Annotated in this window: 20 protein-coding genes and 1 pseudogene; 15 read left to right on the top strand and 6 right to left on the bottom strand. The window is 74.7% G+C overall.

Going from position 1 to position 24955, the window contains the following annotated elements; all coding sequences use genetic code 11:
- Positions 1-102: 102 nt before the first annotated feature.
- The 12 genes and pseudogenes from cobN (at position 103) to cobA (ending at position 16341) form a co-directional block, all read left to right on the top strand.
- Positions 103-3771 (top strand): cobaltochelatase subunit CobN, encoded by a 3669-nt coding sequence (cobN, locus tag AB0K10_RS09075; RefSeq protein WP_363681486.1) that lies wholly within the window; start codon positions 103-105, stop codon positions 3769-3771.
- A pseudogene (locus AB0K10_RS09070) lies at positions 3768-6124 on the top strand (VWA domain-containing protein). Before cobN ends, AB0K10_RS09070 begins: the two are co-directional and overlap by 4 nt.
- A complete protein-coding gene (gene cobO / locus AB0K10_RS09065) occupies positions 6124-6735 on the top strand; it encodes a cob(I)yrinic acid a,c-diamide adenosyltransferase (RefSeq protein WP_363681484.1) in 612 nt (203 codons plus the stop codon). The pseudogene AB0K10_RS09070 and the gene cobO overlap by 1 nt, the downstream one beginning before the upstream one ends.
- On the top strand, positions 6729-8084 hold the full coding sequence (locus AB0K10_RS09060) for a cobyrinate a,c-diamide synthase (RefSeq protein WP_363681482.1): 1356 nt from the start codon (positions 6729-6731) through the stop codon (positions 8082-8084). The genes cobO and AB0K10_RS09060 overlap by 7 nt, the downstream gene beginning before the upstream one ends.
- Positions 8081-8860 carry a precorrin-2 C(20)-methyltransferase gene (cobI, locus tag AB0K10_RS09055; protein ID WP_363681480.1) on the top strand — a complete coding sequence of 260 codons (780 nt, stop codon included), beginning with the start codon at positions 8081-8083 and terminating at the stop codon, positions 8858-8860. The genes AB0K10_RS09060 and cobI overlap by 4 nt, the downstream gene beginning before the upstream one ends.
- Positions 8857-9690, top strand: a complete 834-nt coding sequence (gene cobM, locus AB0K10_RS09050) for a precorrin-4 C(11)-methyltransferase (protein ID WP_363681478.1) — start codon at positions 8857-8859, stop codon at positions 9688-9690. The genes cobI and cobM overlap by 4 nt, the downstream gene beginning before the upstream one ends.
- Positions 9687-10838, top strand: coding sequence for a cobalt-precorrin-5B (C(1))-methyltransferase (locus tag AB0K10_RS09045; protein ID WP_363681476.1), 1152 nt, complete (start codon positions 9687-9689; stop codon positions 10836-10838). Before cobM ends, AB0K10_RS09045 begins: the two co-directional genes overlap by 4 nt.
- Positions 10835-12106, top strand: coding sequence for a precorrin-6y C5,15-methyltransferase (decarboxylating) subunit CbiE (cbiE, locus tag AB0K10_RS09040; protein WP_363681474.1), 1272 nt, complete (start codon positions 10835-10837; stop codon positions 12104-12106). Before AB0K10_RS09045 ends, cbiE begins: the two co-directional genes overlap by 4 nt.
- The gene (cobJ, locus tag AB0K10_RS09035; RefSeq protein WP_363681472.1) at positions 12103-13887 is read left to right on the top strand and encodes a precorrin-3B C(17)-methyltransferase; all 1785 of its coding nucleotides are present in this window, start codon (positions 12103-12105) and stop codon (positions 13885-13887) included. The genes cbiE and cobJ overlap by 4 nt, the downstream gene beginning before the upstream one ends.
- A complete protein-coding gene (locus AB0K10_RS09030) occupies positions 13875-14066 on the top strand; it encodes a 4Fe-4S binding protein (protein ID WP_007460705.1) in 192 nt (63 codons plus the stop codon). Before cobJ ends, AB0K10_RS09030 begins: the two co-directional genes overlap by 13 nt.
- Complete coding sequence (locus AB0K10_RS09025; RefSeq protein WP_363681470.1) at positions 14063-14659, top strand: precorrin-8X methylmutase; 597 nt, start codon at positions 14063-14065, stop codon at positions 14657-14659. The genes AB0K10_RS09030 and AB0K10_RS09025 overlap by 4 nt, the downstream gene beginning before the upstream one ends.
- Entirely contained in the window at positions 14656-16341 is a 1686-nt protein-coding gene (gene cobA, locus AB0K10_RS09020) for a uroporphyrinogen-III C-methyltransferase (protein ID WP_363681468.1), read from the top strand. Before AB0K10_RS09025 ends, cobA begins: the two co-directional genes overlap by 4 nt.
- Before the next feature lie 3 nt (positions 16342-16344).
- Here cobA and AB0K10_RS09015 read toward each other — a convergent pair whose 3' ends face one another.
- The 6 genes from AB0K10_RS09015 to AB0K10_RS08990 all read right to left on the bottom strand — a co-directional run bounded on the left by AB0K10_RS09015 (position 16345) and on the right by AB0K10_RS08990 (position 21400).
- Positions 16345-18498, bottom strand: coding sequence for an FtsX-like permease family protein (locus AB0K10_RS09015; protein ID WP_363681466.1), 2154 nt, complete (start codon positions 18496-18498; stop codon positions 16345-16347).
- Positions 18495-19175, bottom strand: coding sequence for an ABC transporter ATP-binding protein (locus AB0K10_RS09010; RefSeq protein WP_363681464.1), 681 nt, complete (start codon positions 19173-19175; stop codon positions 18495-18497). The genes AB0K10_RS09015 and AB0K10_RS09010 overlap by 4 nt, the downstream gene beginning before the upstream one ends.
- Entirely contained in the window at positions 19172-19696 is a 525-nt protein-coding gene (locus AB0K10_RS09005) for a PadR family transcriptional regulator (protein WP_363681463.1), read from the bottom strand. The genes AB0K10_RS09010 and AB0K10_RS09005 overlap by 4 nt, the downstream gene beginning before the upstream one ends.
- Positions 19697-19774: 78 nt before the next feature.
- On the bottom strand, positions 19775-20137 hold the full coding sequence (crcB, locus tag AB0K10_RS09000; protein ID WP_363681461.1) for a fluoride efflux transporter CrcB: 363 nt from the start codon (positions 20135-20137) through the stop codon (positions 19775-19777).
- On the bottom strand, positions 20134-20613 hold the full coding sequence (locus AB0K10_RS08995; RefSeq protein ID WP_363681459.1) for a CrcB family protein: 480 nt from the start codon (positions 20611-20613) through the stop codon (positions 20134-20136). Before AB0K10_RS08995 ends, crcB begins: the two co-directional genes overlap by 4 nt.
- 28 nt (positions 20614-20641) lie before the next feature.
- Complete coding sequence (locus tag AB0K10_RS08990; protein WP_363681457.1) at positions 20642-21400, bottom strand: class I SAM-dependent methyltransferase; 759 nt, start codon at positions 21398-21400, stop codon at positions 20642-20644.
- Positions 21401-21607: 207 nt separating this feature from the next.
- Here AB0K10_RS08990 and paaK point away from each other — a divergent pair, with 207 nt between their 5' ends.
- From paaK to AB0K10_RS08975, 3 genes are all read left to right on the top strand, one after another.
- A complete protein-coding gene (gene paaK, locus AB0K10_RS08985; protein ID WP_363681455.1) occupies positions 21608-22912 on the top strand; it encodes a phenylacetate--CoA ligase PaaK in 1305 nt (434 codons plus the stop codon).
- A 62-nt stretch (positions 22913-22974) separates the two neighbouring features.
- Positions 22975-24081: a nucleotide disphospho-sugar-binding domain-containing protein gene (locus tag AB0K10_RS08980; RefSeq protein ID WP_363681453.1), complete on the top strand. Its 1107-nt coding sequence runs from the start codon at positions 22975-22977 to the stop codon at positions 24079-24081.
- Positions 24082-24118: 37 nt separating this feature from the next.
- On the top strand, positions 24119-24703 hold the full coding sequence (locus tag AB0K10_RS08975; RefSeq protein WP_363682191.1) for a dienelactone hydrolase family protein: 585 nt from the start codon (positions 24119-24121) through the stop codon (positions 24701-24703).
- Positions 24704-24955: the final 252 nt, after the last annotated feature.

The following is a 24955-nucleotide window of genomic DNA, read 5'->3' as shown; positions in this document are numbered from 1 at the left end:
ACGCCGGTGAGCGGGCCCGATCGCGGCCTCCGCTGAACCCTGCGCCCATCCGTCGCCAGGCCGCTCCCGCGAGCGTGCCGGCGTTACCGTCCGGAGCCTGCCGTGCGCGTTCTGCTGCTCTCCACCGCCGACACCGACCTGCTGGCCGCCCGCGCCAGTGACGCCGACTACCGGCTCGCCAACCCCGCACGGGTCGCCGCCGACGAGGTGCCCGCCCTGCTCGACGGGGTCGACCTGGCCGTCGTACGCCTGCTCGGGGGTCGGCAGGCGTGGCCGGACGGCCTCGCCGCGGTGCTCGCCACCGGCGTGCCGACTGTCGTGCTCGGCGGCGAGGCGGTGCCCGACGCGGAGCTGATGGCCGTCTCCACGGTGCCGTCCGGGGTGGTCACCCAGGCGCTGGCGTACCTGGTGGAGGGCGGGCCGGACAACCTCGGGCACCTGGCCCGGTTCCTCGGCGACACGGTGCTGCTCACGGGGGAGGGGTTCGCTCCGCCCGCGCCCACCCCGGCGTACGGGGTGCACGGCGAGCACCCGGCCGACCCGGACCGGCCCACCGTGGGGATCGTCTTCTACCGGGCGCACGCCCTCGCCGGCAACACCGCGTTCGTCGACGTGCTGGCCGACGCCGTGCGGGAGGCCGGGGGCAACCCGCTGCCGATCTTCTGTGGCTCGCTGCGCGGCCTGACCACCGGCGCCGGCCCGCTGGGGCTGTTCGCCCGCTGTGACGCGCTGCTGGTCACCGTGCTCGCGGCCGGCGGTGCGGTCGCCGCGGACGCCTCCGGGGGCGGCGACGAGGACGCCTGGGACGTCGGCGCGCTCGCCGCCCTGGACGTGCCCGTCATCCAGGCGCTCTGCCTCACCAGCACCCGTGAACAGTGGGCCGGCAGCGACGCCGGGCTGTCCCCGTTGGACGCGGCCATGCAGGTGGCGATTCCCGAGTTCGACGGCCGGATCGTCACCGTGCCGTTCTCGTTCAAGCGGATCGACGCCGACGGTCTCTCGGTGTACGCCGCCGACGCCGAGCGGGCCGCCCGGGTGGCCGGCATCGCGGTGCGCCACGCCCGGCTGCGGTACGTGCCCAACGCCGACAAGCGGGTCGCCGTCGTCCTCAGCTCGTACCCCACCAAGCACTCCCGGGTGGGCAACGCCGTCGGGCTGGACACCCCGGTCTCGGCGGTCCGGCTGTTCGCCGCGCTCGCCGAGGCGGGTTACGACCTGGGTGACGCGCCGCCACCCGAGGACGGCGACGCGCTGATCCACGCGCTGATCGCCGCCGGCGGTCACGACGTGGAGTGGCTCACTCCGGAGCAGCTGGCCGCCGCCGAGGCCCGGATACCGGGGCAGACCTACCGGCGGTGGTTCGACCAGGTCCCGGCCGAGCTGCGCGAGCGGATGCGGGAGCACTGGGGTGAGCCGCCCGGCGAGCTGTACACCGAGGGCGGCGACATCGTGCTGGCCGGGCTGCGCTTCGGCAACGTGGTGCTGTTGATCCAGCCACCCCGCGGCTTCGGGGAGAACCCGATCGCCATCTACCACGACCCGGACCTGCCGCCGAGCCACCACTACCTGGCCGCGTACCGCTGGCTGGCCGCGCCGGTCGCGGACGGTGGGTTCGGCGCGGACGCCGTGGTGCACCTGGGCAAGCACGGCACCCTGGAGTGGCTGCCGGGCAAGGGCCTCGGCCTGGCCGCCGACTGCGCGCCCGACGCGGTCCTCGCCGACCTGCCGCTCGTCTACCCGTTCATCGTCAACGACCCCGGCGAGGGCACCCAGGCCAAGCGCCGCGCGCACGCCGTGGTCATCGACCACCTGGTGCCGCCGATGGCCCGCGCCGAGACCTACGGCGACCTGGCCAAACTGGAGCAACTGCTCGACGAGTACGCGACAGTGCAGGCGCTCGACCCGGCCAAGGTGCCCACCGTGCGGGCGCAGATCTGGGACCTCGTCCGCGCCGCCGAGCTGCATCACGACCTGCACGCCGAGGCGATGCCCGACGCCGACGACTTCGACGACTTCGTGCTGCACCTCGACGGGTACCTGTGCGAGGTCAAGGACGTGCAGATCCGCGACGGGCTGCACATCCTCGCCGACGCGCCGACCGGCGAGCCCCGGGTCAACCTGGTGCTCGCCGTGCTGCGTGCCCCGCAGATCTGGGGCGGCAAGCACGCCCTGCCCGGCCTGCGGCAGGCCCTCGCCGCCGCGTACGGCCTCGACGAGCAGGAGCTGCTCGCGTCGCCGGGGCAGCGGATCGCCCTGCCGGTCGCGCTTACCGACGCGGTGGACGGGCCGGCCGGCACCGCCGCCGACGCGGTCGACCTGATCGAGGCCCTCGCGCGACGGCTGGTCACCGGAATGGAGACCCTGGACTGGGACGCCGAGGCCGTCGACGCGGTGGTCGTGGAGGTGACCGGGCAGTCGATCCCGGACGCCGCCGCCGTGCTGCGCTTCGCGGCCACCGAACTGGTGCCCCGGCTGGCGCGCACCACCGACGAGCTGACCAACACCCTCGGCGCGCTCGACGGCCGGTTCGTGCCGCCCGGCCCGTCCGGCTCACCCACCCGGGGCCTGGTAAACGTGCTGCCCACCGGCCGCAACTTCTACTCCGTCGACCCGAAGGCCATCCCCAGCCGCAACGCGTGGGACGTCGGTGTGGCCCTCGCGGACTCGCTGCTGGCCCGGCACCTCGCCGACACCGGCACGTACCCCCGCTCGGTGGGGTTGACCGTGTGGGGCACCAGCGCGATGCGGACCCAGGGCGACGACATCGCCGAGGTGCTCGCGCTGTTGGGCTGCCGCCCGGTCTGGGACGAACGGTCCCGGCGGGTCACAGGCGTCGAGGTGGTGCCGACCGTCGAGTTGGGCCGCCCGCGCGTCGACGTGACAGTGCGCATCTCCGGCTTCTTCCGTGACGCGTTCCCGCACGTCGTGGCGCTGCTCGACGACGCCGTCCGCCGCGTCGCCGCGCTGGACGAGCCGGACGAGGACAACTACCTGCGGGCGCACGTCGCCGCCGACCTCGCCGAGCACGGGGACGAGCGGCGCGCGACCGCCCGGATCTTCGGCTCGAAGCCCGGGGCGTACGGCGCGGGCCTGCTGCCGCTGATCGACGCCCGGACGTGGCGCAGCGACGCCGACCTGGCCGAGGTGTACGCGGTATGGGGCGGTTACGCGTACGGCCGGGGCCTGGACGGGCGGGAGGCACGCGCCGACATGGAACGCTCCTTCGCCCGCATCGCGGTGGCCGTGAAGAACCAGGACACCCGCGAGCACGACATCGTCGACTCCGACGACTACTTCCAGTACCACGGTGGGATGGTGGCGATGGTCCGCCACCTCACGGGCACGTCACCGCAGGCGTACGTGGGTGACTCGGCCATGCCGCACGACGTGCGTACCCGCACCCTGGGTGAGGAGACCCGGCGGGTGTTCCGGGCCCGGGTGGTAAACCCGAAGTGGATCGCCGCGATGCGCCGGCACGGCTACAAGGGCGCTTTCGAGCTGGCCGCCACCGTGGACTACCTGTTCGGCTACGACGCCACCGCCGGCGTGGTCGACGACTGGATGTACGAGCACCTGGCCGCCGCGTACCTGTTCGACGACACGACCCGGGAGTTCCTGGAGCAGTCCAACCCGTGGGCGTTGCGGGGCATCACCGAGCGGTTGTTGGAGGCCGCCGACCGGGGGCTGTGGGCCAAACCGGAGCCGGCCACCCTGGACCGGCTGCGCGACACGTACCTGGCCAGCGAGGGCGACCTGGAGGACCGGGCATGAGCGCGAGGAGTGAGCCGGTTTTGCGAGCCCCGCAGTCGCGAACGAAGGAAGCACAGTGACGATCTATCCGTTCAGCGCGGTGCTCGGCATGGCCGACATGCGGTTGGCGCTGCTGCTCAACGCGGTGTCCCCGGCGATCGGCGGAGTCCTCGTGCGGGGCGAGAAGGGGACCGCCAAGTCCACGGCCGTGCGAGCGCTCGCCGCGCTGCTGCCCCCGGTGCGCCGGGTCGCCGGTTGCCGCTTCGGCTGCGACCCGGTCGAGCCGGACCCGGGCTGCCCGGACGGCCCTCATCCGGCCGACGCCGCCGCCGAGACGCGTCCCGCCCGGCTGGTGGAGTTGCCGGTCGGCGCCGCCGAGGACCGGGTCGTCGGCTCGCTCGACCTGGAGAAGGCCCTCGGCGAGGGCGTACGCGCGTTCGAGCCGGGTCTGCTCGCCGCCGCCCACCGGGGGGTGCTCTACGTCGACGAGGTCAACCTGCTGCACGACCACCTCGTCGACCTGCTGCTCGACGCGGCGGCGATGGGCCGCAGCCACGTCGAGCGCGAGGGCGTCTCGGTCAGCCACGCCGCTCGGTTCCTGCTGGTCGGCACCATGAACCCGGAGGAGGGGGAGCTGCGCCCGCAGTTGCTCGACCGGTTCGGGCTCACCGTCGAGGTAGGCGCCAGCCGGGACCCGGCCGTCCGGGTCGAGGTGGTGCGCCGCCGGCTCGCCGCCGACGCGGACCCGGTCGGTTTCGCCGCCCGCTGGGCCGACGCCGACGCGGAGATCGCCGCGCAGGTGGCCGCCGCCCGCGACCGGCTTCCCGGAGTACGCCTGCCCGACGCCGCCCTGCGCCAGATCGCCGAGGTGTGCGCGGCGTTCGACGTGGACGGCATGCGCGCCGACATCGTCACCGCCCGGACCGCTCTCGCCCACGCCGCCTGGCACGGCCGGGACCGGGTCACCATCGACGACGTCCGGGTCGCCGCCCGCCTCGCCCTGCCGCACCGCCGACGCCGCGACCCGTTCGACACCCCGGGCCTGGACGAAAAGCGCCTCGACGAGGCGTTGCAGCGCGCCCAGGACGCGCACCCCGACGACCCGGACGACGACGGCCCCCAGGACCGTGGCCCGGACGACGGGGGTCCCCAGGGCGGTGGCCCGGCCGGCGGTGGCGGCCCGAACGGTGGCCCGGCCGGCGATGGCGGCCCGAACGGTGGCGGCCCGAACGGTGGCGGCCCGAACGGTGGCGGCCCGAGTGGTGGCGGCCCCCAGGGCGACGGCAGCGGCGACGGGGCCGAGCAGGGTGCACCCGGGTCGGCCGGGCACTCGGCGGCACGCGACGGCAGTGGCCCGGACGGACGCACCGACGGCCCCGACGGGTGGCCGCAGCGCCAGTCGGGCGACCGAGGCGACGACGGGTGGCCGCAGCGCCAGCCGGGCGACGACGATGGCTGGTCGCGGCCCCAGGCGGGTGACCGGGGTGACGACGGTCAGAACTCGCGCCGGCGCGGAGGCCGGGAATCGGCGGCCGCTGACGACCCGACCCGCGGCGGGGCGTCCCAGCCGGCGGCCGTACCCCGGGGTGGGTTGCGGGCCCGGCTGCTCACCGCGCCCGGCGTCGGTGACGGCGTGCCCGGCCGGCGTTCGCGGGCCCGCACCGGTCGGGGGCGCACCACCGGCGCCCGGGCGCCGGCCGGGCGGGTCGCCGCGTTGCACCTGCCGGCCACGATCCGCGCCGCCGCGCCGCACCAGGCGTTGCGGGGACGGCTGGCCGGACCGCTGCGACTGCGCCCGGACGACGTGCGGGAGGCCGTCCGCGAGGGACGCGAGGGCAACCTCGTGCTGTTCGTGGTGGACGCCAGTGGCTCGATGGGCGCCCGGCAGCGGATGACCGCCGTCAAGGACGCGGTCCTCGCCCTGCTCACCGACGCCTACCAGCGGCGGGACAAGGTCGCGGTGATCGCCTTCCGGGGCGCCGGCGCGCGGACGCTGCTGCCGGCGACCTCGTCGGTGCTGGCCGCCTCGACCCGGCTGGCCGAGCTGCCGACCGGCGGGCGTACGCCGCTGGCCGAGGGGCTGCTCGCCGCCGCCGATCTGCTGCTGCTGGAGCGCCTGCGCGACCCGAAGCGCCGCCCGCTGGTGCTCATCGTCACCGACGGCCGAGCCACCGCCGGCACCCGTCCACTGGATCGCGCGGCAGCAGCCGCGAAGGCCCTGGCAGCGACGGGCGTCTCCTGCGTGGTCGTCGACTGCGAATCCGGCCCGGTACGTCTGAACCTGGCCAGTCGCCTGGCCCGCCAGCTGAATGCCCCCCGCCACCAACTAGCCGACGTGGCCCAACCCTCAGCCGGAGACAAGGGAGATCGCTGATGCCGCAGGGACAGCCGACTCACGTGCCCGCCGACGGGTTGACGACCCGGCAGCGGCGGCACCGACCACTGCTTATCGTCCACACCGGACAGATGAAGGGGAAGTCGACGGCGGCCTTCGGGCTGGCGCTGCGGGCCTGGACCGCCGGCCTGCCGATCGGCGTGTTCCAGTTCGTCAAGAGCGCCAAGTGGCGGGTCGGCGAGGAGAACGCCTTCCGGGCGCTCGGCGAGGTCCACGAGCGCACCGGTCAGGGCGCGCCGGTGGCCTGGCACAAGATGGGCGAGGGCTGGTCCTGGATCCAGCGCGGCGGCGAGGCCGACCACGCCGCCGACGCCCTGGAGGGCTGGCGACAGATCCAACGCGACCTGGCCGCCGAGCGGTACGGGCTGTACGTGCTGGACGAGTTCACCTACCCGATGAAGTGGGGCTGGGTGGACGTCAACGAGGTCGTCGCCACCCTGGCCGACCGGCCCGGCTTCCAGCATGTCGTCATCACCGGCCGCGACGCCGACCCGCGTCTCGTCGCCGCCGCCGACCTGGTGGCCGAGCTGACCAAGGTAAAGCACCCGATGGACGCCGGTCAGAAGGGCCAGAAGGGCATCGAGTGGTGAGCGCGCCCTGGTCGCTGCCCCGGGTGGTCGTCGCCGCGCCGGCCAGCGGCCACGGCAAGACGACTGTCGCCACCGGGCTGCTCGCCGCGCTGCGCCGTCGCGGTCTGACGGTCAGCCCGCACAAGGTCGGCCCGGACTACATCGACCCCGGCTACCACGCCCTCGCCGCCGGACGGCCCGGGCGCAACCTCGACCCGTTCCTGGTCGGGCCCGAGCGGATCGCCGCTCTGCTGCGCCACGGCGCGAGCACCCCGACGCCCGCCGACATCGCCGTCGTGGAAGGGGTGATGGGCCTGCACGACGGCGCGGTGGGTCGCCGCGACTTCGCCTCCACCGCGCATGTCGCCAGGCTTATCGACGCGCCGGTGGTGCTGGTGCTGGACACCACCGCGCAGGGCCGCTCGGCCGCCGCGCTGACGCTGGGCATGGCCGCCTTCGACCCCGCGGTACGCATCGGCGGGGTGATCCTCAACCGGGTCGGCTCGCCCCGGCACGAGTCGCTGCTGCGCGACGCCCTCGCCGAGGTGGGCGTACCGGTGCTCGGGGCGGTCACCCGCGCCGCCGAGGTCGCCGCGCCGGCCCGGCACCTCGGGCTGGTGCCGGTCGCCGAGCGGGCACCCGAATCCGTCGCCATCGTCACCGCGCTCGCCGAGCTGGTGGAAGCCACCGTGGACCTCGACGCCGTGCTCGACCTGGCCCGCAGCGCCCCGCCGCTGACCACCTCGGCGTGGGACCCGGTCGTCGCCGTCGACGGGCCGGCCGGCGAAGAACGCCCAGTTGTCGCGCTCGCCGGCGGTCCGGCGTTCACCTTCTCGTACGCGGAGACCGCCGAACTGCTCACCGCCGCGGGCGCGGACGTCGTCACCGTGGACCCGCTGCGCGACCCGGCCCTGCCCGCCGGCACGCGCGCGGTCGTGATCGGCGGCGGCTTCCCCGAGGCGTACGCCCAGGAGTTGGCCGGCAACGGCACGCTCCGGGCCGAGTTGGCCGACTTCGACGGGCCGATCGTGGCCGAGTGCGCCGGTCTGCTCTACCTCGGGCGATCGCTGGACGGCGTACCGATGTGCGGTCGGCTGGCCCTGGCCGCCCGGATGACCGGCCGGCTCACCCTCGGCTATCGCGAGGCGACGGCGGTCACCGACAGCCCGGTGGCACGCGCCGGCGCGCCGGTACGCGGTCACGAGTTCCACCGCACCACCACCGACCCGGGGCACGGCGAGACGTCGGCGTGGCGCTGGAACGACACCGAGCACGGCTTCGTCACGGGCCGGGTGCACGCCTCCTACCTGCACACCCACTGGGCCGGCCACCCCGCAGCCGCCCGCCGACTGGTCGAGGCGTGCCGGTGAGCGCCGACGCCACGCTCACCGGGGTCGGTGTCGGACCGGGTGACCCGGAGCTGCTCACCGTCAAGGCCGTGCGGTTGCTGCGCGAGGCCGACGTGATCTTCGTACCCGTGATGGCGGACCGGGGCGAGTCGACCGGGACGGCCGGTGCGGCAGCGCCGGGCGCGGAGGCCGGGCGGGCCGAGGCGACCGTCCGGGAGTACGTGCCGGCGGACCGGCTGCGTCGACTGCCGTTCGCCCTCGACGACCGGGGCGGGGTGACCGCCCGCCGGACGGCGGCCTGGGACGACGCCGCCCGGGTGGTGGTCGAGGCGATCGACGCGGGCGCGCGGTCCCTGGCGTTCGCCACCATCGGCGACCCCAACGTCTACTCCACCTTCGGCTATCTGGCGCAGAGCGTCCGGGCCCTGCGCCCGGCGGTGCGGGTGGCGACCGTTCCCGGCGTGACAGCCATGCAGGAGCTGGCCGCCCGCAGCGGCACCCCGCTCTGCGAGGGACGCGAACCGCTGACCCTGCTGCCGGCCACCGCCGGGTTGGCGCTGTTCGCCGACGCCCTCGCCGGGCCGGGCACCGTTGTCGCCTACAAGGGCTGGCGGCGGCATCCGGAGCTGCTCGCCGAGCTGCGCCGGCAGGGCCGTCTCGCCGACGCGGTGCTCGGGCGCAGCCTCGGGCTGCCCGGCGAACGGATCGGGCCGGTCGACGACAGCGACCACGACCTGCCGTACCTGTCGACGCTGCTGGTTCCGGCCCGCCGCGAGCACCGAGGAGGAAAGCTGTGACAAGCAACGGCAAGGTGTGGTTCGTCGGGGCCGGCCCGGGTGCGGCGGACCTGCTGACCCTGCGGGCCGCCCGGGTCATCGCCGCGGCAGACATCGTGATCTGGGCGGCCAGCCTGGTGCACGCCGACGTCCTCGACCACGCCCGCCCCGACGCGGAGATCGTCGACTCGTCGCAGCTACCCATCGAGGGCGTGCTGCCGCTGTACGAGCGCGCCGCCGCGCGGGGGCTCACCGTGGCCCGCATCCACTCCGGCGACCCGGCGCTCTGGGGCGCCGTGCAGGAGCAACTGGACCTGTGCCGGACGCTCGACCTGGCCGTGGAGATCGTGCCCGGGGTGTCCTCGTTCACCGCCGTCGCGGCGCTCGTCGGGCGGGAGTTGACAGTCCCCGAGGTGGCCCAGTCGGTGATCCTCACCCGCCTCGAAGGCGGCAAGACCCCGATGCCGCCCGGCGAGCGGGTCCGCGACTTCGCCCGGCACGGCACCACCATGGCGCTGTTCCTCTCCGCTGCCCGCTCCGGCCAGGTGCAGGCCGAGCTGCTGGCCGGCGGCTACCCGGAGGACACCCCGGCCGTGGTGGCGTACCAGGCGACCTGGCCCGACGAGCTGGTGGTGCGCTGCACGGTCGGCACCCTGGAGGCCACCGTCAAGCAGCACAGGCTGTGGAAGCACACCCTGTTCCTGGTCGGGCCGGCCCTCGCCGCCGAGGGCACCCGCTCGCACCTGTACCACCCCGGGCACTTCCACACCTTCCGCCGGGCCGAGCCGGCCGCCCGCGCCGAGCTGCGCCGCCAGACCGGCGGCCGCGCCGGAGGAACAGGCACACAGTGACGTACGCCGAGCCGCCCCTGCGCGAGCCGGACCTGCCGCGTACGGCGAAGGTCCGGCCCACCGCCCTGCGGACGGGGTGGACGACCGGCGCCTGCGCGACGGCGGCGGCGAAGGCGGCGGTCACCGCCCTGGTCACCGGGGAGATCCAGCCGGACGTGGAGATCGGCCTGCCCGCCGGTCGGCGGGTGCGCTTCGGAGTGGAACGCTGCGAGGTGACCGGCACGCCACCGGTGCGGGCCGAGGCGGTCGTCGTCAAGGACGCCGGTGACGACCCGGACGTCACCCACGGCGCCGAGCTGACCGCCACCGTGGACTGGACCGACGTCCCCGGGCTGCGGCTGGCCGGCGGTCCCGGCGTCGGCACCGTCACCAAACCGGGCCTCGGGCTCGCGGTCGGTGGCCCGGCCATCAACGACACACCACGCCGGATGATCGGCGAGGCGGTGGCCGAGGTCGTCGACCTCACCGAGGTCGGTGTCCGCGTGGTCATCAGCGTGCCCCGGGGCGAGATCATGGCCCGCAAGACCACCAACCGGCGGCTCGGCATCCTGGGTGGCATCTCGATCCTCGGCACCACAGGCATCGTCCGGCCCTTCTCCACCGCCTCCTGGCGGGCCAGCGTCGTGCAGGCCGTGCACGTGATGGCCGCCCAGGGCGAGCGGGCCGTGGTGCTGTGCACCGGCGGGCGTACCGAGCGGGCCGCCCGCGCGCTGCTGCCCGACCTGCCCGAGGTCTGCTTCGTCGAGGTCGGGGACTTCACCGGCGCCGCCGTGACCGCCGCCGTGGACGACGCGATGACAGGTGTGGTGTTCGTCGGCATGGCCGGCAAGCTCGCCAAACTCGCGGCGGGCATCCTGATGACCCACTACACCCGCTCCAAGGTGGACCTGTCCCTGCTCGGCGCGGTGACGGCAGACGCCGGTGGCGATCCGGCGCTTGTCGCCGCCGTGACCGAGGCGAACACCGGTCGGCACGCGTACGAGCTGTGGGAGGCCGCCGGGTTGCTCGGTCCGGCCGGGGACCTGCTCTGCCAGCGGGTCGGTCAGGTGCTGCGGCGCTTCGCCGGGCCGACTGTCACAGTGGACGTGGCGATGGTCGACTTCGCCGGAGCGCACGTGGTCGCCTCGTCGGGCCGGTGGCCCCGATGAGCCGGACGTCCGCGAACCCGCTGGTGACAGTGGTCGGCCTGGACGCCGCGGGTGCCGCGCTTCATCCCGCGCTCGCACCCGCGCTGGCCGCGGCCGGGCTGGTCGTCGGGGCGGCCCGGCACCTGGCCGCCGTTGCCGTGCCGGCCGGCGTGGACACCGTCGTCCTCGGGCCGCTCGCCCCGGCCGTCGACCGGCTGAGCGTCGCCGTCGCCGCCGGGGTGCCGGCCGTGGTGCTGGCCAGCGGCGATCCCGGCCTGTTCGGCATCGTCCGGCGGCTGCGTGCCGCCGGACTGCCGCTGCGGGTGGTGCCTGCCGTGTCCAGCGTGGCCGCCGCGTTCGCCCGTGCCGGACTGCCCTGGGACGGGGCCGCCGTGGTCACCGCGCACGGCCGCGACCCGCGCCCGGCCCTGAACGCCTGCCGGGCTCTGCCGCTGGTCGCGGTGCTCACCGCGCCCGGCGCCGGCGCCGCCGAGCTGGGCGCAGGCCTGGTCGGCTGGCCCCGCCGCCTGCTGGTCGCCGAGCACCTGGGCACCGACGCGGAACGGGTCCGCGCGGTGACCCCCGCGCAGGCCGCCACCGAGACCTGGTCCGACCCGCACGTCCTGCTCAGCCACGCGGACACCAACACCGCCACCGACGTCGCGCCTGCCGACGCCGCGTCCGGTCGGGTCGCACCAGGTGGGATGCGCTCCGACAACCAGCCCGCCGCCGCGCCGGCCGGCGGCTGGGCGCTGCCGGAGGGCCGGTACGCCCACCGCGACTCGATGATCACCAAGTCGGAGGTGCGTGCCCTCGTCGTCGCTCGGCTGCGGCCGCGCCTGGGCCGGCTGATCTGGGACGTCGGCGCGGGCAGCGGCTCGGTCGGCATCGAGTGCGCGCTGCTCGGCGCGGCCGTGCTCGCCGTCGAGCAGGACGCCGCCAGTGCCGCGACGATCCGGGACAACGCGGCGGCGCACGCCGTCACCGTCCGGGTCGTCGTCGGGCGGGCTCCGGCGGCGCTGGTCGGGCTGCCCGAACCGGACGCGGTCTTCGTCGGCGGTGGCGGCGTCGACGTCGTGCCCGCCGTGGTGGCCCGTCGACCCGAGCGGGTGGTGCTCACCCTGGCCGCGCTGGACCGCGTCGCGCCGGCCGTGGGCCTGCTGCGGGCCGCCGGCTACACCGTCGAGGGCAGCCAGCTCTCCGCCGCCCGCCTCGCCGACCTGCCCGGTGGGTCGATCCGTCTCGCGGCCACCAACCCGGTGGTCGTCCTCACCGGGGAGCGCCCGTGACCGACCAGAACCCGCCCGCCCGGATCGGCCTGGTGGCGGCCACCGCCGCCGGCCGTCGACACGCCCACACTGTCGCCGCGGCCTGGCCACACGCACGGCTGGTCGAGGGGGAGAACGTCACCGCCGCGCTGCGGACGGCCTGGACACGCTACGACGCCGTGGTGGCGTTCCTGGCCACCGGCGCGGTGGTGCGCGTCGTCGCGCCGCTGCTCGGTGACAAGCGCACCGACCCGGCCGTGGTGGTCGTCGACGAGGCGGCCCGACACGCCGTGGCGCTGCTCGGCGGTCACGCCGGCGGCGGCAACGACCTCGCCGAGGCCGTCGGCGCCCTGCTGGACGCCCGACCGGTGATCACCACCGCCACCGACGCGGTCGGGCTGCCGGGCCTGGACACCCTCGGCTGGCCCGTGCAGGGCGCGGTCGCCGCCGTGTCCCGGGCCATCCTGGACGGCGAACCGGTCGAGCTGATCGCCGACGCCGCCTGGCCGCTGCCCGCCCTGCCCCCGAACGTCCACGCCGCCGACAAGTCCGCCGCCGACAACGCCACCGCCGCCGACAACGCCGCCGCCGCCAACGCCGCCGCCGGCAGCGGGGCCGCCGGATATCGGCTGCTGGTCACCGATCGGGTGGTGGCGCTCGACGAGCGGACCGCGGTGCTGCGGCCGCCGTCGCTGGTCGCCGGTGTGGGCGCGAGTCGGGGCGTACCGGCCGCCGAGGTCACCGAGCTGCTGCACCGGGCGCTGGCCGAGGCCGGCCTCGACCCGGCGAGCCTGCGCTGCCTGGCCAGCGCCGACGTCAAGGCCGACGAGGTGGGCATCCGCAGCACCGCCGACGCGCTCGGCGTACCCCTGGTGACCTGGCCGGCGACGCGCCTGGCGGCGGTCGACGTGCCGCATCCCAGCGAGGTGGTCCGCGCGGCGGTCGGCACGCCGAGCGTCGCGGAGGCCGCCGCGCTGCTCGGCCCGGACGGCCGGGCCGACGACGCGACGCTGCTGGTTCCGAAGACCGCGACGGCGATGGCGACAGTGGCCGTGGCCCGGCACGCGCCACGCGGCCGGCTGGCAGTCGTCGGCCTCGGGCCGGGCGCCGCCGATCTGCGGACCCCCCGCGCGGTGGCGGAGCTGCGTCGCGCGGCGGTGGTGGTCGGCCTCGACCAGTACCTCGACCAGGTACGCGACGTGCTGCGGCCGGGCACCCGGGTGCTGTCCAGCGGGTTGGGCGCGGAGGAGGCCCGGGCCCGCGCGGCCGTCGCGGAGGCCGCCGCCGGCCGGGCGGTCGCGCTTGTCGGGTCCGGCGACGCCGGGGTGTACGCGATGGCGAGCCCCGCCCTGGAGTACGCCGACGAGCGCATCGACGTGGTCGGTGTGCCCGGGGTGACCGCCGCGCTCGCCGCCGGGGCGCTGCTCGGCGCGCCGCTCGGCCACGACCACGCCTACGTGAGCCTGTCCGACCTGCACACCCCGTGGGAGGTCATCGAGCGGCGGGTGACAGCCGCCGCCGAGGGTGACTTCGTGACGCTGTTCTACAACCCGCGCAGCCGGGCGCGTGACTGGCAGCTCGGCAAGGCGCTCGGCATTCTCGCCGGGCACCGGCCCCCGGACACCCCGGTCGGCGTGGTGCGCAACGCCAGCCGGCCCGGCGAACGGGTGCACCTGGCGACCCTCGCCACCCTGGACCCGGCGGTCGTCGACATGTACAGCGTCGTGGTCGTCGGCAGCAGCGACACCCGGCTGGTCGCCGGCCGGATGGTCACACCCAGGGGGTACCGGTGGCGCTCGTGACCATCGACGCCTGCCAGGGCTGCGGGGCCTGCCTGCTCACCTGCCCCACGCACGCGATCCGGCCGGTGGCCGGCGGACTGACGGTCCGCGCCGACCGCTGCACCGGCTGCCTGGAGTGCCTGGAGATCTGCCCGGTCGACGCGATCCGCGTGCTCGACCCTCAGGAAGGAGCCCGATGAGCCGGGTGGTGCATCCGATCGAGGTGGAGTCGTACCGCATCCTGCGGGAGCGGGTCGACCTGTCGCACCTGCCGCCGCTGACCCGGGCGGTGACCGAGCGGGTGGTGCACGCCAGCGCCGACCTCGCGTACGTCGACGAGCTGGTCTGCGACGAGGCCGCCCTGGAGTCGGGGCTGGCGGCGCTGCGCGCCGGGGCCCCGGTGGTCACCGACGTGGCGATGGTCGCCGCCGGCATCACCCGGGCCGGCCTGGAGGTGGTCTGCCCGGTCGCCGAACCGGCCGCCGCCGAGCTGGGCCGCGCGGCCGGAATCACCCGCTCGGCGGCAGCCGTGCGGATCGCACTGGACCGGGTCGGCCCCGGCGCGGTGTGGGTGGTGGGCTGCGCGCCGACCGCGCTCGTCGAACTACTCACCCTGGACGCCGCGCCCGCGCTCGTCGTCGGCCTGCCGGTCGGCTTCGTGGGGGCCGCCGAGTCGAAGGCGGCGCTGCGGGCCAGCGGCCTGCCCGCCGTGTCCAACATGGGGGAGAAGGGTGGCTCGGCGGTCGCCGCCGCCGCCCTCAACGCCCTGCTCTATACCGAGGAGAAGTCATGACCGCTCTGGTCATCGTCGGGCACGGCACGCGCAGCGCGGCCGGGGTCGACCAGTTCGCCGCGCTCGTCGAGCGCGTCCGCCGTCGCGGCGACGTCGGCGACGTCGAGGGCGGCTTCATCGAGCTGTCCCGTCCACCGCTCACCGACGCCGTCGGCGCGCTCGTCGCGCGCGGGCACCGGGCACTCGTGGCGTTGCCGCTGGTGCTCACCGCCGCCGGGCACGGCAAGGGCGACATCCCCGCCGCCATGGGACGCGAGCAGCAGCGCCACCCCGGGCTGACCTACCGCTACGGTCGTCCGCTCGGCCCACACCCGCTGCTGCACGAGGCCCTCGCGGAGCGCATCGACGCGGCGCTGGCCGACACCGCACCGGCCGACCCTTCGCCGGCCGGCGCTCCTCCGGTCGACGCTTCTCCGGTCGACGTCGACCGGGCCGGCACCTGGGTCGCGTTGATCGGGCGTGGGTCGACCGACCCGGACGCCAACGCCGAGGTGGCCAAGGTCGCCCGGCTGCTGTGGGAGGGACGCGGCTACGCGGGCGTCGAGCCGGGGTTCATCTCGCTGGCGTCTCCGTCGGTGCCGGAGGTGCTGGACCGGTTGCGTCGCCTCGGCGCGCGGCGGATCGTCGTCGCGCCGTACTTCCTGTTCGCCGGGGTGCTGCCCGACCGGATCGTCGCCCAGTCGGCGGAGTTCGCCGCCGCCCACCCCGACCTGGACGTCCGGGTCGCCGAGGTGATCGGCGACTGCGACGCCCTCGCCGACCTGGTGCTCGAACGCCACGCCGAGGCGCTGGGCGGGGACATCCGGATGAACTGCGACACCTGCGCGTACCGGGTGCTGATGCCCGGCTTCGCCGACAAGGTGGGCCGCCCGCAACGCCCGCACGACCACCCCGACGACCCGGTCGGCCACCACCATCACCACGGACACGACCATCACCACGACCACGGTTCGGTCGCCGTGGTCGGCGGCGGGCCGGGCCCCGACGACCTGATCACGGTACGCGGAAAGGCCCTGCTCGACGCCGCAGACGTCGTCGTGGTCGACCGGTTGGCTCCGCAGGGGCTGCTCGCCGGACTACGCCCCGACGTGCTTGTCATCGACGCCGCCAAGGTGCCCCGTGGCCCGTCGATGGCCCAGGACGCGATCAACGCGGCCCTGGTGGCGCACGCTCGCGCCGGCCGCCGGGTGGTCCGGCTCAAGGGCGGCGACCCGTACGTCTTCGGACGCGGCCACGAGGAGGTGCAGGCCTGCGTGGCGGCCGGCGTACCGGTGACAGTGGTCCCCGGGGTGAGCAGCGCCCTCGCCGCGCCGGCCCTCGCCGGTGTGCCTGTCACACACCGGGGCGTGGCGCACGACGTCACAGTGGTCTCCGGGCACCTGCCGCCCGGGCACCCCGACTCGCTCGTCGACTGGGCGGCGCTGGCCCGCGCCCGGGGCACCGTCGTGCTGCTGATGGCCGTCGACACCATCGCCAAGATCGCGACGGTGCTGATCGAGCACGGTCGCGCCCCGGAGAGCCCGGTGCTGGCCGTGCAGGACGCCGGGTTGCCCGGCCAGCGGTCGGTGCCGGCCCGGCTGGACGAGATCGGCGCGGTCGCCACCCGGGAGAGCGTCGGCCCGCCCGCCGTCTTCGTGCTCGGCCCGGTGGTGGCCCTCACCACCACCGGGCCGAGCACCTGACGACTACTCGCTGCGGGCGGTCTCCGGCCCGGTGATGCGTTCCAGCAGCGGCATCGTGGAGGCGATGACGCCGAGGCAGGCGACCAGTCCGACGACGACGATCACGTAGAAGCGCGGCTCCGGCGCGATCAACGTGTAGTGCATCTGTGCCCGCAGGAACAGGTGCGCGGCGAGCAGGCCCATCCCGATGGCGACCGCGGCGACGGCGAGCATCGGCACGGCGCTCTCCAACGCCACCACCCGACGCAGGACCCGCACCGGAGCGCCGCTGAGGCGCAGCAGGCTGAACGGGCGTCGGCGCTCGGTGAGACCACCGATGACGCTCACCGCGAGGCTGCACCCGCCGAGCGCGAGGCTGGCCACGATGATGACGTTCGCCAGTTGCTCCCAGCCGCGCAGCGTGTTGGCGAAGTCCGACTCGAAGTCGCCTGGCACGTTCGGCCCCGTCCAGAAGGTCGGGAAGGCGACCTCCAGCACGGTGCGGGTGCGCTCGACGGCGGCTGCCGACCCGTCCGTGCCCACGACGACCGAGATCACCGGCAGCCGTTGGAGGTCGTCGAGCGTGACCGACGCCGCGTGCCACTCCGTTGTGGACGACGCCGACTCCTGCCAGCGGCTCAGACCTATCGGCACCTCGATGACTGTGGCGCCCTGCGCGCACCGCCCGTACGCGCTCGGGAGGTCGGCGCAGGCGATCACCCCGCCCTCGCCGCCGGTGTTGATGTCCGGGGCTTCCCGGATCGCTGTCGCGGACCGCACGCCGCTGATCGCGTGCAGCTCGGCGAAGACCGTGTCGGGCACCGATGACGCCTTCTCGTCGAAGACTGTGGTCACCGTGCCGGCGTCGGTCGAGCCGACCGGTGCTGGACCCCGGTTGGCGATGATCGTGGTGATCACGCCGACGGCCACGCTCGTCACGAAGAGCGCGAGCATGATGCCGCTGATCGCCCGGAAGCCGGCCTTCGGGTTGTCGGCGAGGCGACGCGCGGCGATGAGCGTGGCCGGGCGGTTGGCGTACCGCGCCAGGACGCGGGCGCCGACCATCGTCAGCCACGGGCCGGCGAAGACCAGGCCGGCCATGATGAGCAGCAGCCCGGGCAGGAAGATCGCGGTCTGGCCGTCAGACGTTTCCGGCTTGAAGCCGACGGCGAAGAACAGCACCGCGACACCGAGCAGGGCCGGGATCAGCCGGTACGCGCTCGGGACGCGGGGGGTGACCCGGCGGGTGACGCCCAGCGGGGAGATCCGTACGCGGCGCAGCGAGACCTGGGCCGCCACCGCCGCGCCGGCCGGTACGCCGAGCGCCACGAGTAGGACGTTCAGTACGCCCAGCGACATGTCATTGGGGAAGAACGGCATGCCGGTAAACGGGATGCCCGCGAGCGGATCGCGGAAGGCGTAGAACAGGCCGAAGCCGACGGCGGTTCCGGCGACGGCGGCGGCGGTCGCCTCCACGGCGGCGACCATCGAGATCTGCCGGGGCGTCGCGCCGACCAGGCGCATCGCGGCGAAGCGCTGCTCCCGGCGGGCCGCGCTGAGCCTTGTGGCCGTGCCGATGAAGATCAGCACCGGGAACAGCAGCCCGCCGGCGACCACCCCCAGGATGAGGTCCACAGTGGTCTCGGGGAGGGCGGGGGTGTCGCCGACGCTTGTGACCTGCTTCGCGGCGGGTAGCTTGGCGACCTGGTCGGGCGTGCCGCCGGCGATGACGAGCAGGGTGTCCGGCGACGTCAGCGCGGCCTGACCCACAGTGCCGAGATCCCGCCCCGGGTAGCGGTCGCCCAGTTGGTCGGTCGGGTGGGCGGCCAGCAGGTCGCGCAACGCGGGCGAGGCGTAGAACTCGCCGGGACCAGGGATGGTCGGGACACCGACCGGGGTGGGCGAGGTAGAGCCGGTCGCGGCGACGTCGATCCGAACGATCTGCCTGCCGTGGAAGTAGTCGAACCGGGTCGACCACCACAGCGGGTCGGCGTCGCCGGCCGAGGCGTTGGGATACATCGAGGCGTACCGGGTGAGCTGGGCGTTCACCGCGTTGACCCCGGCGAGGGTGGTCAGCAGCAGCCCACTGCCGATCGCGACGGCGGCGGCGATGACGAGCAGGCGGGTGAGCGCCTCACGACCACCGGCCACGGCGAGGCGGAGCCCGAAGCGGATCATGAGGCGATCCGGTCCGGCGCGTTGACGCGCCCGTCGCGGACCATGACCTCGCGGTCGGCGTACGCGGCGATCCGGGGCTCGTGGGTCACCAGGATGACTGTGGTGCCCTGCTCGCGGGCGGCGTCGACAAGCAGATCCATCACCTGCTCGCCGGTGAGCGAGTCCAGCGCGCCGGTCGGCTCGTCGGCGAAGAGCACCTGCGGCTCGGCGACCAGGCCGCGGGCGAGGGCGACGCGCTGCGCCTGCCCGCCGGACAGCTCGCCCGAGCGCCGCTGCTCCAGGCCGTCCAGGCCGAGGCGCGCGAACCAGGCGTACGCCTTCGTGAGCGCCTGGGTGCGGCGGACGCCGCTGAGCAGCAGGGGAAGGGCGACGTTCTCCACGGCCGTCAGCTCGGGGACGAGCTGACCGAACTGGAAGACGAAGCCGAACCGGTCCCGGCGCAGACTGCTGCGCTGGGCCTCCGCGAGTGCGTCGACCCGGATCCCGTCGAAGAGGATCTCGCCGGAGTCGGGCACGAGGATGCCGGCCAGGCAGTGCAGCAGGGTGGACTTACCCGACCCGCTGGGGCCCATGATGGCGAGGATCTCGCCCGCGTCCACGGCGACGCTCGCGCCGCGCAGGGCTGGCGTCTGGCCGAAGGCGAACTCCACGTCGCGGGCCTCGATCACGACTGTCATCGCCGCACCTCCTTGCGCAGGGCGTCCAGGCGGGCGCCGGTCATCTCGATCCACCGGAGGTCCGCCTCCAGGTGGTAGAGGCCGTGGTCGGCCAGCAGGGCGTCGACGAGGCTGCCGGCCCGCTTGATCTCGGTCAGCTCGCGCATCCGGTGCAGGTGCGCGCTGCGCTGGGTGTCGAGGTAGTCGGCGGCGGGACGGTCGAGCATCAGCGCGAGCACGACCTTGGCGAAGAGCACCGTCTGCAGGTGCGGCTCCGGGTCGACCGGCTGCGTGAGCCACTGCTCGACCTCGGTGGCGCCGACGTCGGTGATGACGTAGCGCTTGCGGTCGGGGCCGGAGCCGGGCGCGACGTCGCTGATCACCACCTTGCCGTCGCGGGCCAGGCGGCTGAGGGTGGAGTAGACCTGGCCGAACGGCAGTGGCTTGCCCCGGCCGAAGAAGGCGTCGTAGTCGCGCTTCAGGTCGTAGCCGTGGCTGGGCTCCCGTTCGAGGAGGCCGAGAAGGGTCAGTGGCACGCTCATGCCAGGAGACTACACCGGAGGTATACCTCGCGTATATACCCCCGGTGTGCTCCCGGCTCAGGGCACGACTTTCGCAGGTCAGCCGGCCAGGGCGCGGGCCAGGGTGTAGCCGGCGGCGGCTGCGGCGAGCCCGGCGGCGACGCTGCCCACGACATTGGCCAGCGCGAGGAGGCGGTGACCGCCCCGGGTCAGGCGCAGCGTCTCGTAGCTGAAGGTGGAGTAGGTGGTCAGGGCACCGCAGAAGCCGGTGCCGAGCAACGCGCTGGCCGCGGGGCCGACCGGTGCTCCGACGAGGACGCCGAGCAACAGCGAGCCGACCACGTTGACGGTGAGCGTGCCCCAGGGGAACGAAGAGTCGTGCCGGGACTGCACGGCCCGGTCGGTGAGATAGCGCAGCGGTGCGCCGACGGCCGCTCCCAGCGCGATGAGCAGCACGCTCATCGGGCCGCCGTCCCACGCCGCAGCAGCCCGGTGGTGACGGCTTCGCCCAGCCCGACCGCGACGAGCGCCCCGAGCACCGTCGCGGCCAGGTACGCCGACGCGGTGCCCGGGGCGCCCGCCACGAGCGCCTGCTGGATGTCCACGGCGTAGGTGGAGAACGTGGTGAAGCCGCCGAGCACCCCGACCCCGAGGAACGGGCGGGCCAGCGGGTGTCCACCGCCGAGGTGCCCGAGCGCCGCCATCAACACGCCGATCAGCAGGCAGCCGGACACGTTGATGCCGAACGTCGCCCAGGGAAAACCGGTAGGAGTATGCGGAGCGGCGTGCTGCAGGCCGGCCCGGCCCAGCGCGCCGAGCACCCCGCCGGCCGCGATCGTGGCCAGCACCGTCACGGGACGGGTGGTCAACTCCCGCCGGTCGGCGGGGACATGCCTGTCGACGTCGGGGTCGGTACGCGGCTCGAAGGGCTCTGACACGAGTCCTTCCTACCAGCACGGGTGCTGATCAGCGCACCGCCGCGACGGCGGCGTCCGGGCCGCCGCGCCACACCGTGCCGACCTCGCCGAACCCGGCCTCGCGGAGCGCGGCGAGGTGCCAGGAGACCGGCGGGTTCCACTCCGGGCTGTGCCCGGTCGGATAGATGGCGTGCCGCTGTGCCACCAGCGGGGCGAGCGCCGGGTCGGCGGCGGCCCGCTCCCACCAGTCCGACCACGAGAGCACCGAACCGGCGGCGTAGCGGGCATTGCGCCGGTCCCGCGCCCGGTCCAGCAGTCGCTTGGTCAACTCCGGCAGCGTGTCGTCCGGCATGTGGTCGGCGTTGACGAAGATCCCACCCGGCCGCAGCACGTCGCGCAGCTCGGCGTAGAGCACGCCGAGCCGGTCGGCCGGCAGCCAGTGCAGGGCGGTGGCGGTGAGAACGGCGTCGTACTCGGAGTGGGGGAGCGTCGAGCGCCAGTCGGGCGTGGCGAGGTCGGCGGTGACGATGGTGGCCCGCCCGGCCAGCGAGGCGCCGGCGATGGCGAGCAGCGCCGGGTCGAGGTCCACCAACGTCAGCTCGGCGTCGGGGAAGCGTGCCAGCGTCCGCAGCGAGATGGTGCCGGTGCCGCCGGCCAGGTCGAGCAGGCGCGGGGGTCGGCCGTCGAGGACCGCGTCGACGGCGTCGAGCATGGTGGCGAGGCGGTGTTCCCGGTCCGGCAGGTAGGCCTCCTGCTGGCGGTCCCAGCTCTCCTGCCATGCCGACGGATTCGTGATGTAAGGACTCATGACGTCCAGGCTAGTTACCTGACCGGGCGGGGTCCAGAACTTGTTGCACATCTTTTGCAATTGCAGGATGATGGCGGAGCGATGATCGGAGCGACGCCGGGTCGGGCATCCCGCCCGACCCGGCGCCCCTCACCTCGCGCCTCCGGTCGACGGCCGGCGTACGGTACCCGCAGCCCGCACCGGGACCGTCGCGCAAGGAGGCAGGCGATGCAGGACCGCACCCCTCGTCCGGAAGAGCTGGAGCCGATCGAGCGCGCCGACATCGACGAGCTGCGCGCCCTGCAACGCGAACGGCTGCGGTGGTCGCTGCGGCACGCGTACGACAATGTGCCGCACTACCGTCGGGCGTTCGACGCCGTCGGGGTGCACCCCGACGACTGCCGGGACCTCGACGACCTGGCCCGCTTCCCGTTCACCGGCAAGGCAGAGCTGCGCGACAACTACCCGTTCGGCATGTTCGCCGTACCCCGGGAGCAGGTCGCCCGGCTGCACGCCTCCTCCGGCACCACCGGCCGACCCACAGTCGTCGGCTACACCCGCGACGACCTGCGGACCTGGGCCCGGCTGATGGCCCGGTCCATCCGCGCCTCCGGCGGCCGTCCCGGCGACCGGGTGCACGTCGCGTACGGCTACGGGCTCTTCACCGGCGGCCTGGGCGCCCACTACGGGGCCGAGGAGCTGGGCTGCACTGTCATCCCCGTCTCGGGCGGCATGACCGAACGACAGGTGCTGCTGATCCGAGACTTCGAGCCCGAGGTCATCATGGTCACGCCCAGCTACCTCCTGGCCATCGTCGACGAGATGCGCCGCCAGGGCATCGACCCGCGCGCCACGTCACTGCGGGTGGGCATCTTCGGCGCCGAGCCGTGGACCGAGGACATGCGCCGCGAGATCGAGCAGCAGCTGGACATCCACGCCGTCGACATCTACGGGCTCTCCGAGGTGATGGGCCCCGGCGTCGCCACCGAGTGCGTCGAGACCAAGGACGGGCTGCACCTCTGGGAGGACCACTTCTACCCGGAGATCATCGACCCGCTCACCGGGGCGGTGCTGCCCGACGGCGAGCGGGGCGAGCTGGTGCTCACCTCGCTCACCAAGGAGGCGATGCCTGTCGTGCGCTACCGCACCCGGGACCTCACCCGGCTGCTGCCCGGCACCGCGCGGCCGATGCGCCGGATCGAGAAGATCACCGGCCGGACCGACGACATGATGATCCTGCGCGGGGTGAACATCTTCCCGACGCAGATCGAGGAGCTCATCCTGCGTACGCCGCAGCTGTCGCCGCACTTCCAGTGCGTCCTCGACCGGCAGGGCCGGCTGGACACCCTCACCGTACGGGTGGAGCGGCGCGTCGGGGTCGCCGTGGACGCCGCCGAGCGGGCCGGCGCGAGCGTGGCAGAGCTGGTGAAGAACACCATCGGGGTGAGCGTCGCGGTGGACGTGCTCGACCCGGACTCGGTGGAACGGTCGATGGGCAAGATGCGCCGCATCGTCGACAAGCGCGGCGGCTGACGGCCCTCGGCGGGCGGTCGACGGGTCAGCGCGCCCGGCGCCGCCGACCTACGATGCGACCCATGCGCGTGCTGGTGGTCTCCGCCCCGCTCGTCGGGCACGTCTTTCCCCTGGTGCCACTCGCGGTCGCACTGCGCGACGCCGGCCACGACGTGCTGGTCGCCACCGGTGGTGGGGCGATGGCCGCCGGCGACGCCGGTCTGGCCGTGCACGACGTCGCGCCGGGCTTCAACTTCGGCCGGATCGCGCAGCGGGTCTTCCTCCGCCATCCGCTGATCGCGCGCGCCGAGATGGCCGGCACCGCCGGCACCCGGGGCGCCGGCCTGCTCTTCGGCGCGCTCAACGACCAGCTCACCGACCCGGTCGTCGCGCTGGCCACCGAGTGGCGTCCGGATCTGGTGGTTCACGAGCCGTTCGCGGTCGCCGGCGCGGTGGCGGCGGCACGGCTCGGTGTGCCGGCCGTACGCCAGGAGAACGCCCTCTTCGACGGCCGGGCCCTGGTCGGCGCGACCACCGCCCAGCTCGGTGCCGCGTTGCGCCGGCACGGCCTCACGGAGCTGCCACCACCCGCCGCCGCCCTCGCCGTGGCACCGCCCAGCGTGGCCACCCAGCACGGCTGGCCGATGCGCTACACGTCCTACGTGGGCGGCGGTGAACTGCCGGCCTGGCTGCGCGAGCCGGGCGAGCGCCCCCGGATCCTGGTCACCCGCAGCACCCTGACCGGCCCCGGCGACCGGGGGCCGATGCCCGCCGTGGTGGCCGCCGCGGCCCAGGTGGACGCCGAGATCGTGCTGGTGCGGCCCGACGAGCGCTCGGCTCGTTCGCTGCCCGCCAACGTCCGGGTGGTCGACTGGATCCCGCTCGACGAGGCGCTGCCGGCGAGCGCCGCGCTGGTGCACCACGGCGGGGCGGGCAGCGTTCTCGGCGCCCTCGCCGCAGGCCTGCCGCAACTGGCCACTGTGGGTCCGGGGGACCGGCGGCACAACGCCGAGCTGGTGGCCCGCCGGGGTGCCGGCCTCGCGCTGCGTCCGGCCGACATCACCGCGCAGACGCTGACCCGGTTGCTCACCGACGAGAGCCTGCGCACGGCCGCCGCGCAGGTCAGCGAGGAGATCGCCGCGATGCCACCGCCGACGGCCCTGGTGGCCCGGCTGGCGGCGCTGGTCTGATCCCCGTCCCGCGCGCCACGGCCGGGCCCACGCCCGGCTGCGGGAGGATGGCCCGATGCGACACGTCGTGCTGTTCCACTCCGTGTACGGGCTGCGGCCCGCCGTTCGTGCCGCCGCCGACCGGTTGCGCGCCGTCGGGCACCGGGTCACCGCCCCCGATCTGTACGGCGCTCCGGCCACCGACACCGTCGAGGAGGGCTTCGCGCTGCTCGACAAGATCGGCCACGACGTGGTGCTCGACCGGGCCCGGGCGGCGCTGCGTGACCTGCCGCCGCAGACGGTCCTCGCCGGTTTCTCGATGGGCGCGGGCGTCGCCGGGGCGCTGCTCGCCGAGCGCCCCGAGGCCGCCGGCCTGCTCCTGCTGCACGGCACCGGTGGTGCGCCGGACGCGGTCCGGCCCGGCCTGCCGGTGCAGCTGCACCTCGCCGACCCGGACCCGTACGACGCGCCGGACGAGGTCGACGAGTGGCAGGAGGCGATGACCGACGCCGGTGCCGACCTGACCGTGTTCCGCTATCCCGGCGCAGGGCACCTGTTCACCGACCCGGACCTCGCCGAGTACGCCCCGGACGCCGCCGAGGCGGCCTGGTCGCGGGTGCTGGCCTTCCTCGCCGCTGACTGACCGTTCCCTGGCTCGCGGTCCCGGTGCCGCCCTGCCCGACGCTGTGCCCGGCCGCCCTCCAGCGGTGGTTGGCGCGCGCCACCACGCCGCCCCCTCGTCAGCGTGGTCGATGTCCGCGAGATCTTGGACAGTTTCCGTCTTCAGGGCGGGCTCAACTGGTGGTTGCAACACCCTTCCGTTTTCTTCGTTGGGGTGGTTATGGCGTCGAGGTTGAGCCCGCTGGAGCGGGAACAGATCGGGTTGGGTCGGGCT

This window comes from Micromonospora sp. NPDC049274 (assembly GCF_040678875.1).
GTDB lineage: Bacteria > Actinomycetota > Actinomycetes > Mycobacteriales > Micromonosporaceae > Micromonospora.
This window is presented reverse-complemented; position numbering and strand designations above follow the sequence as displayed.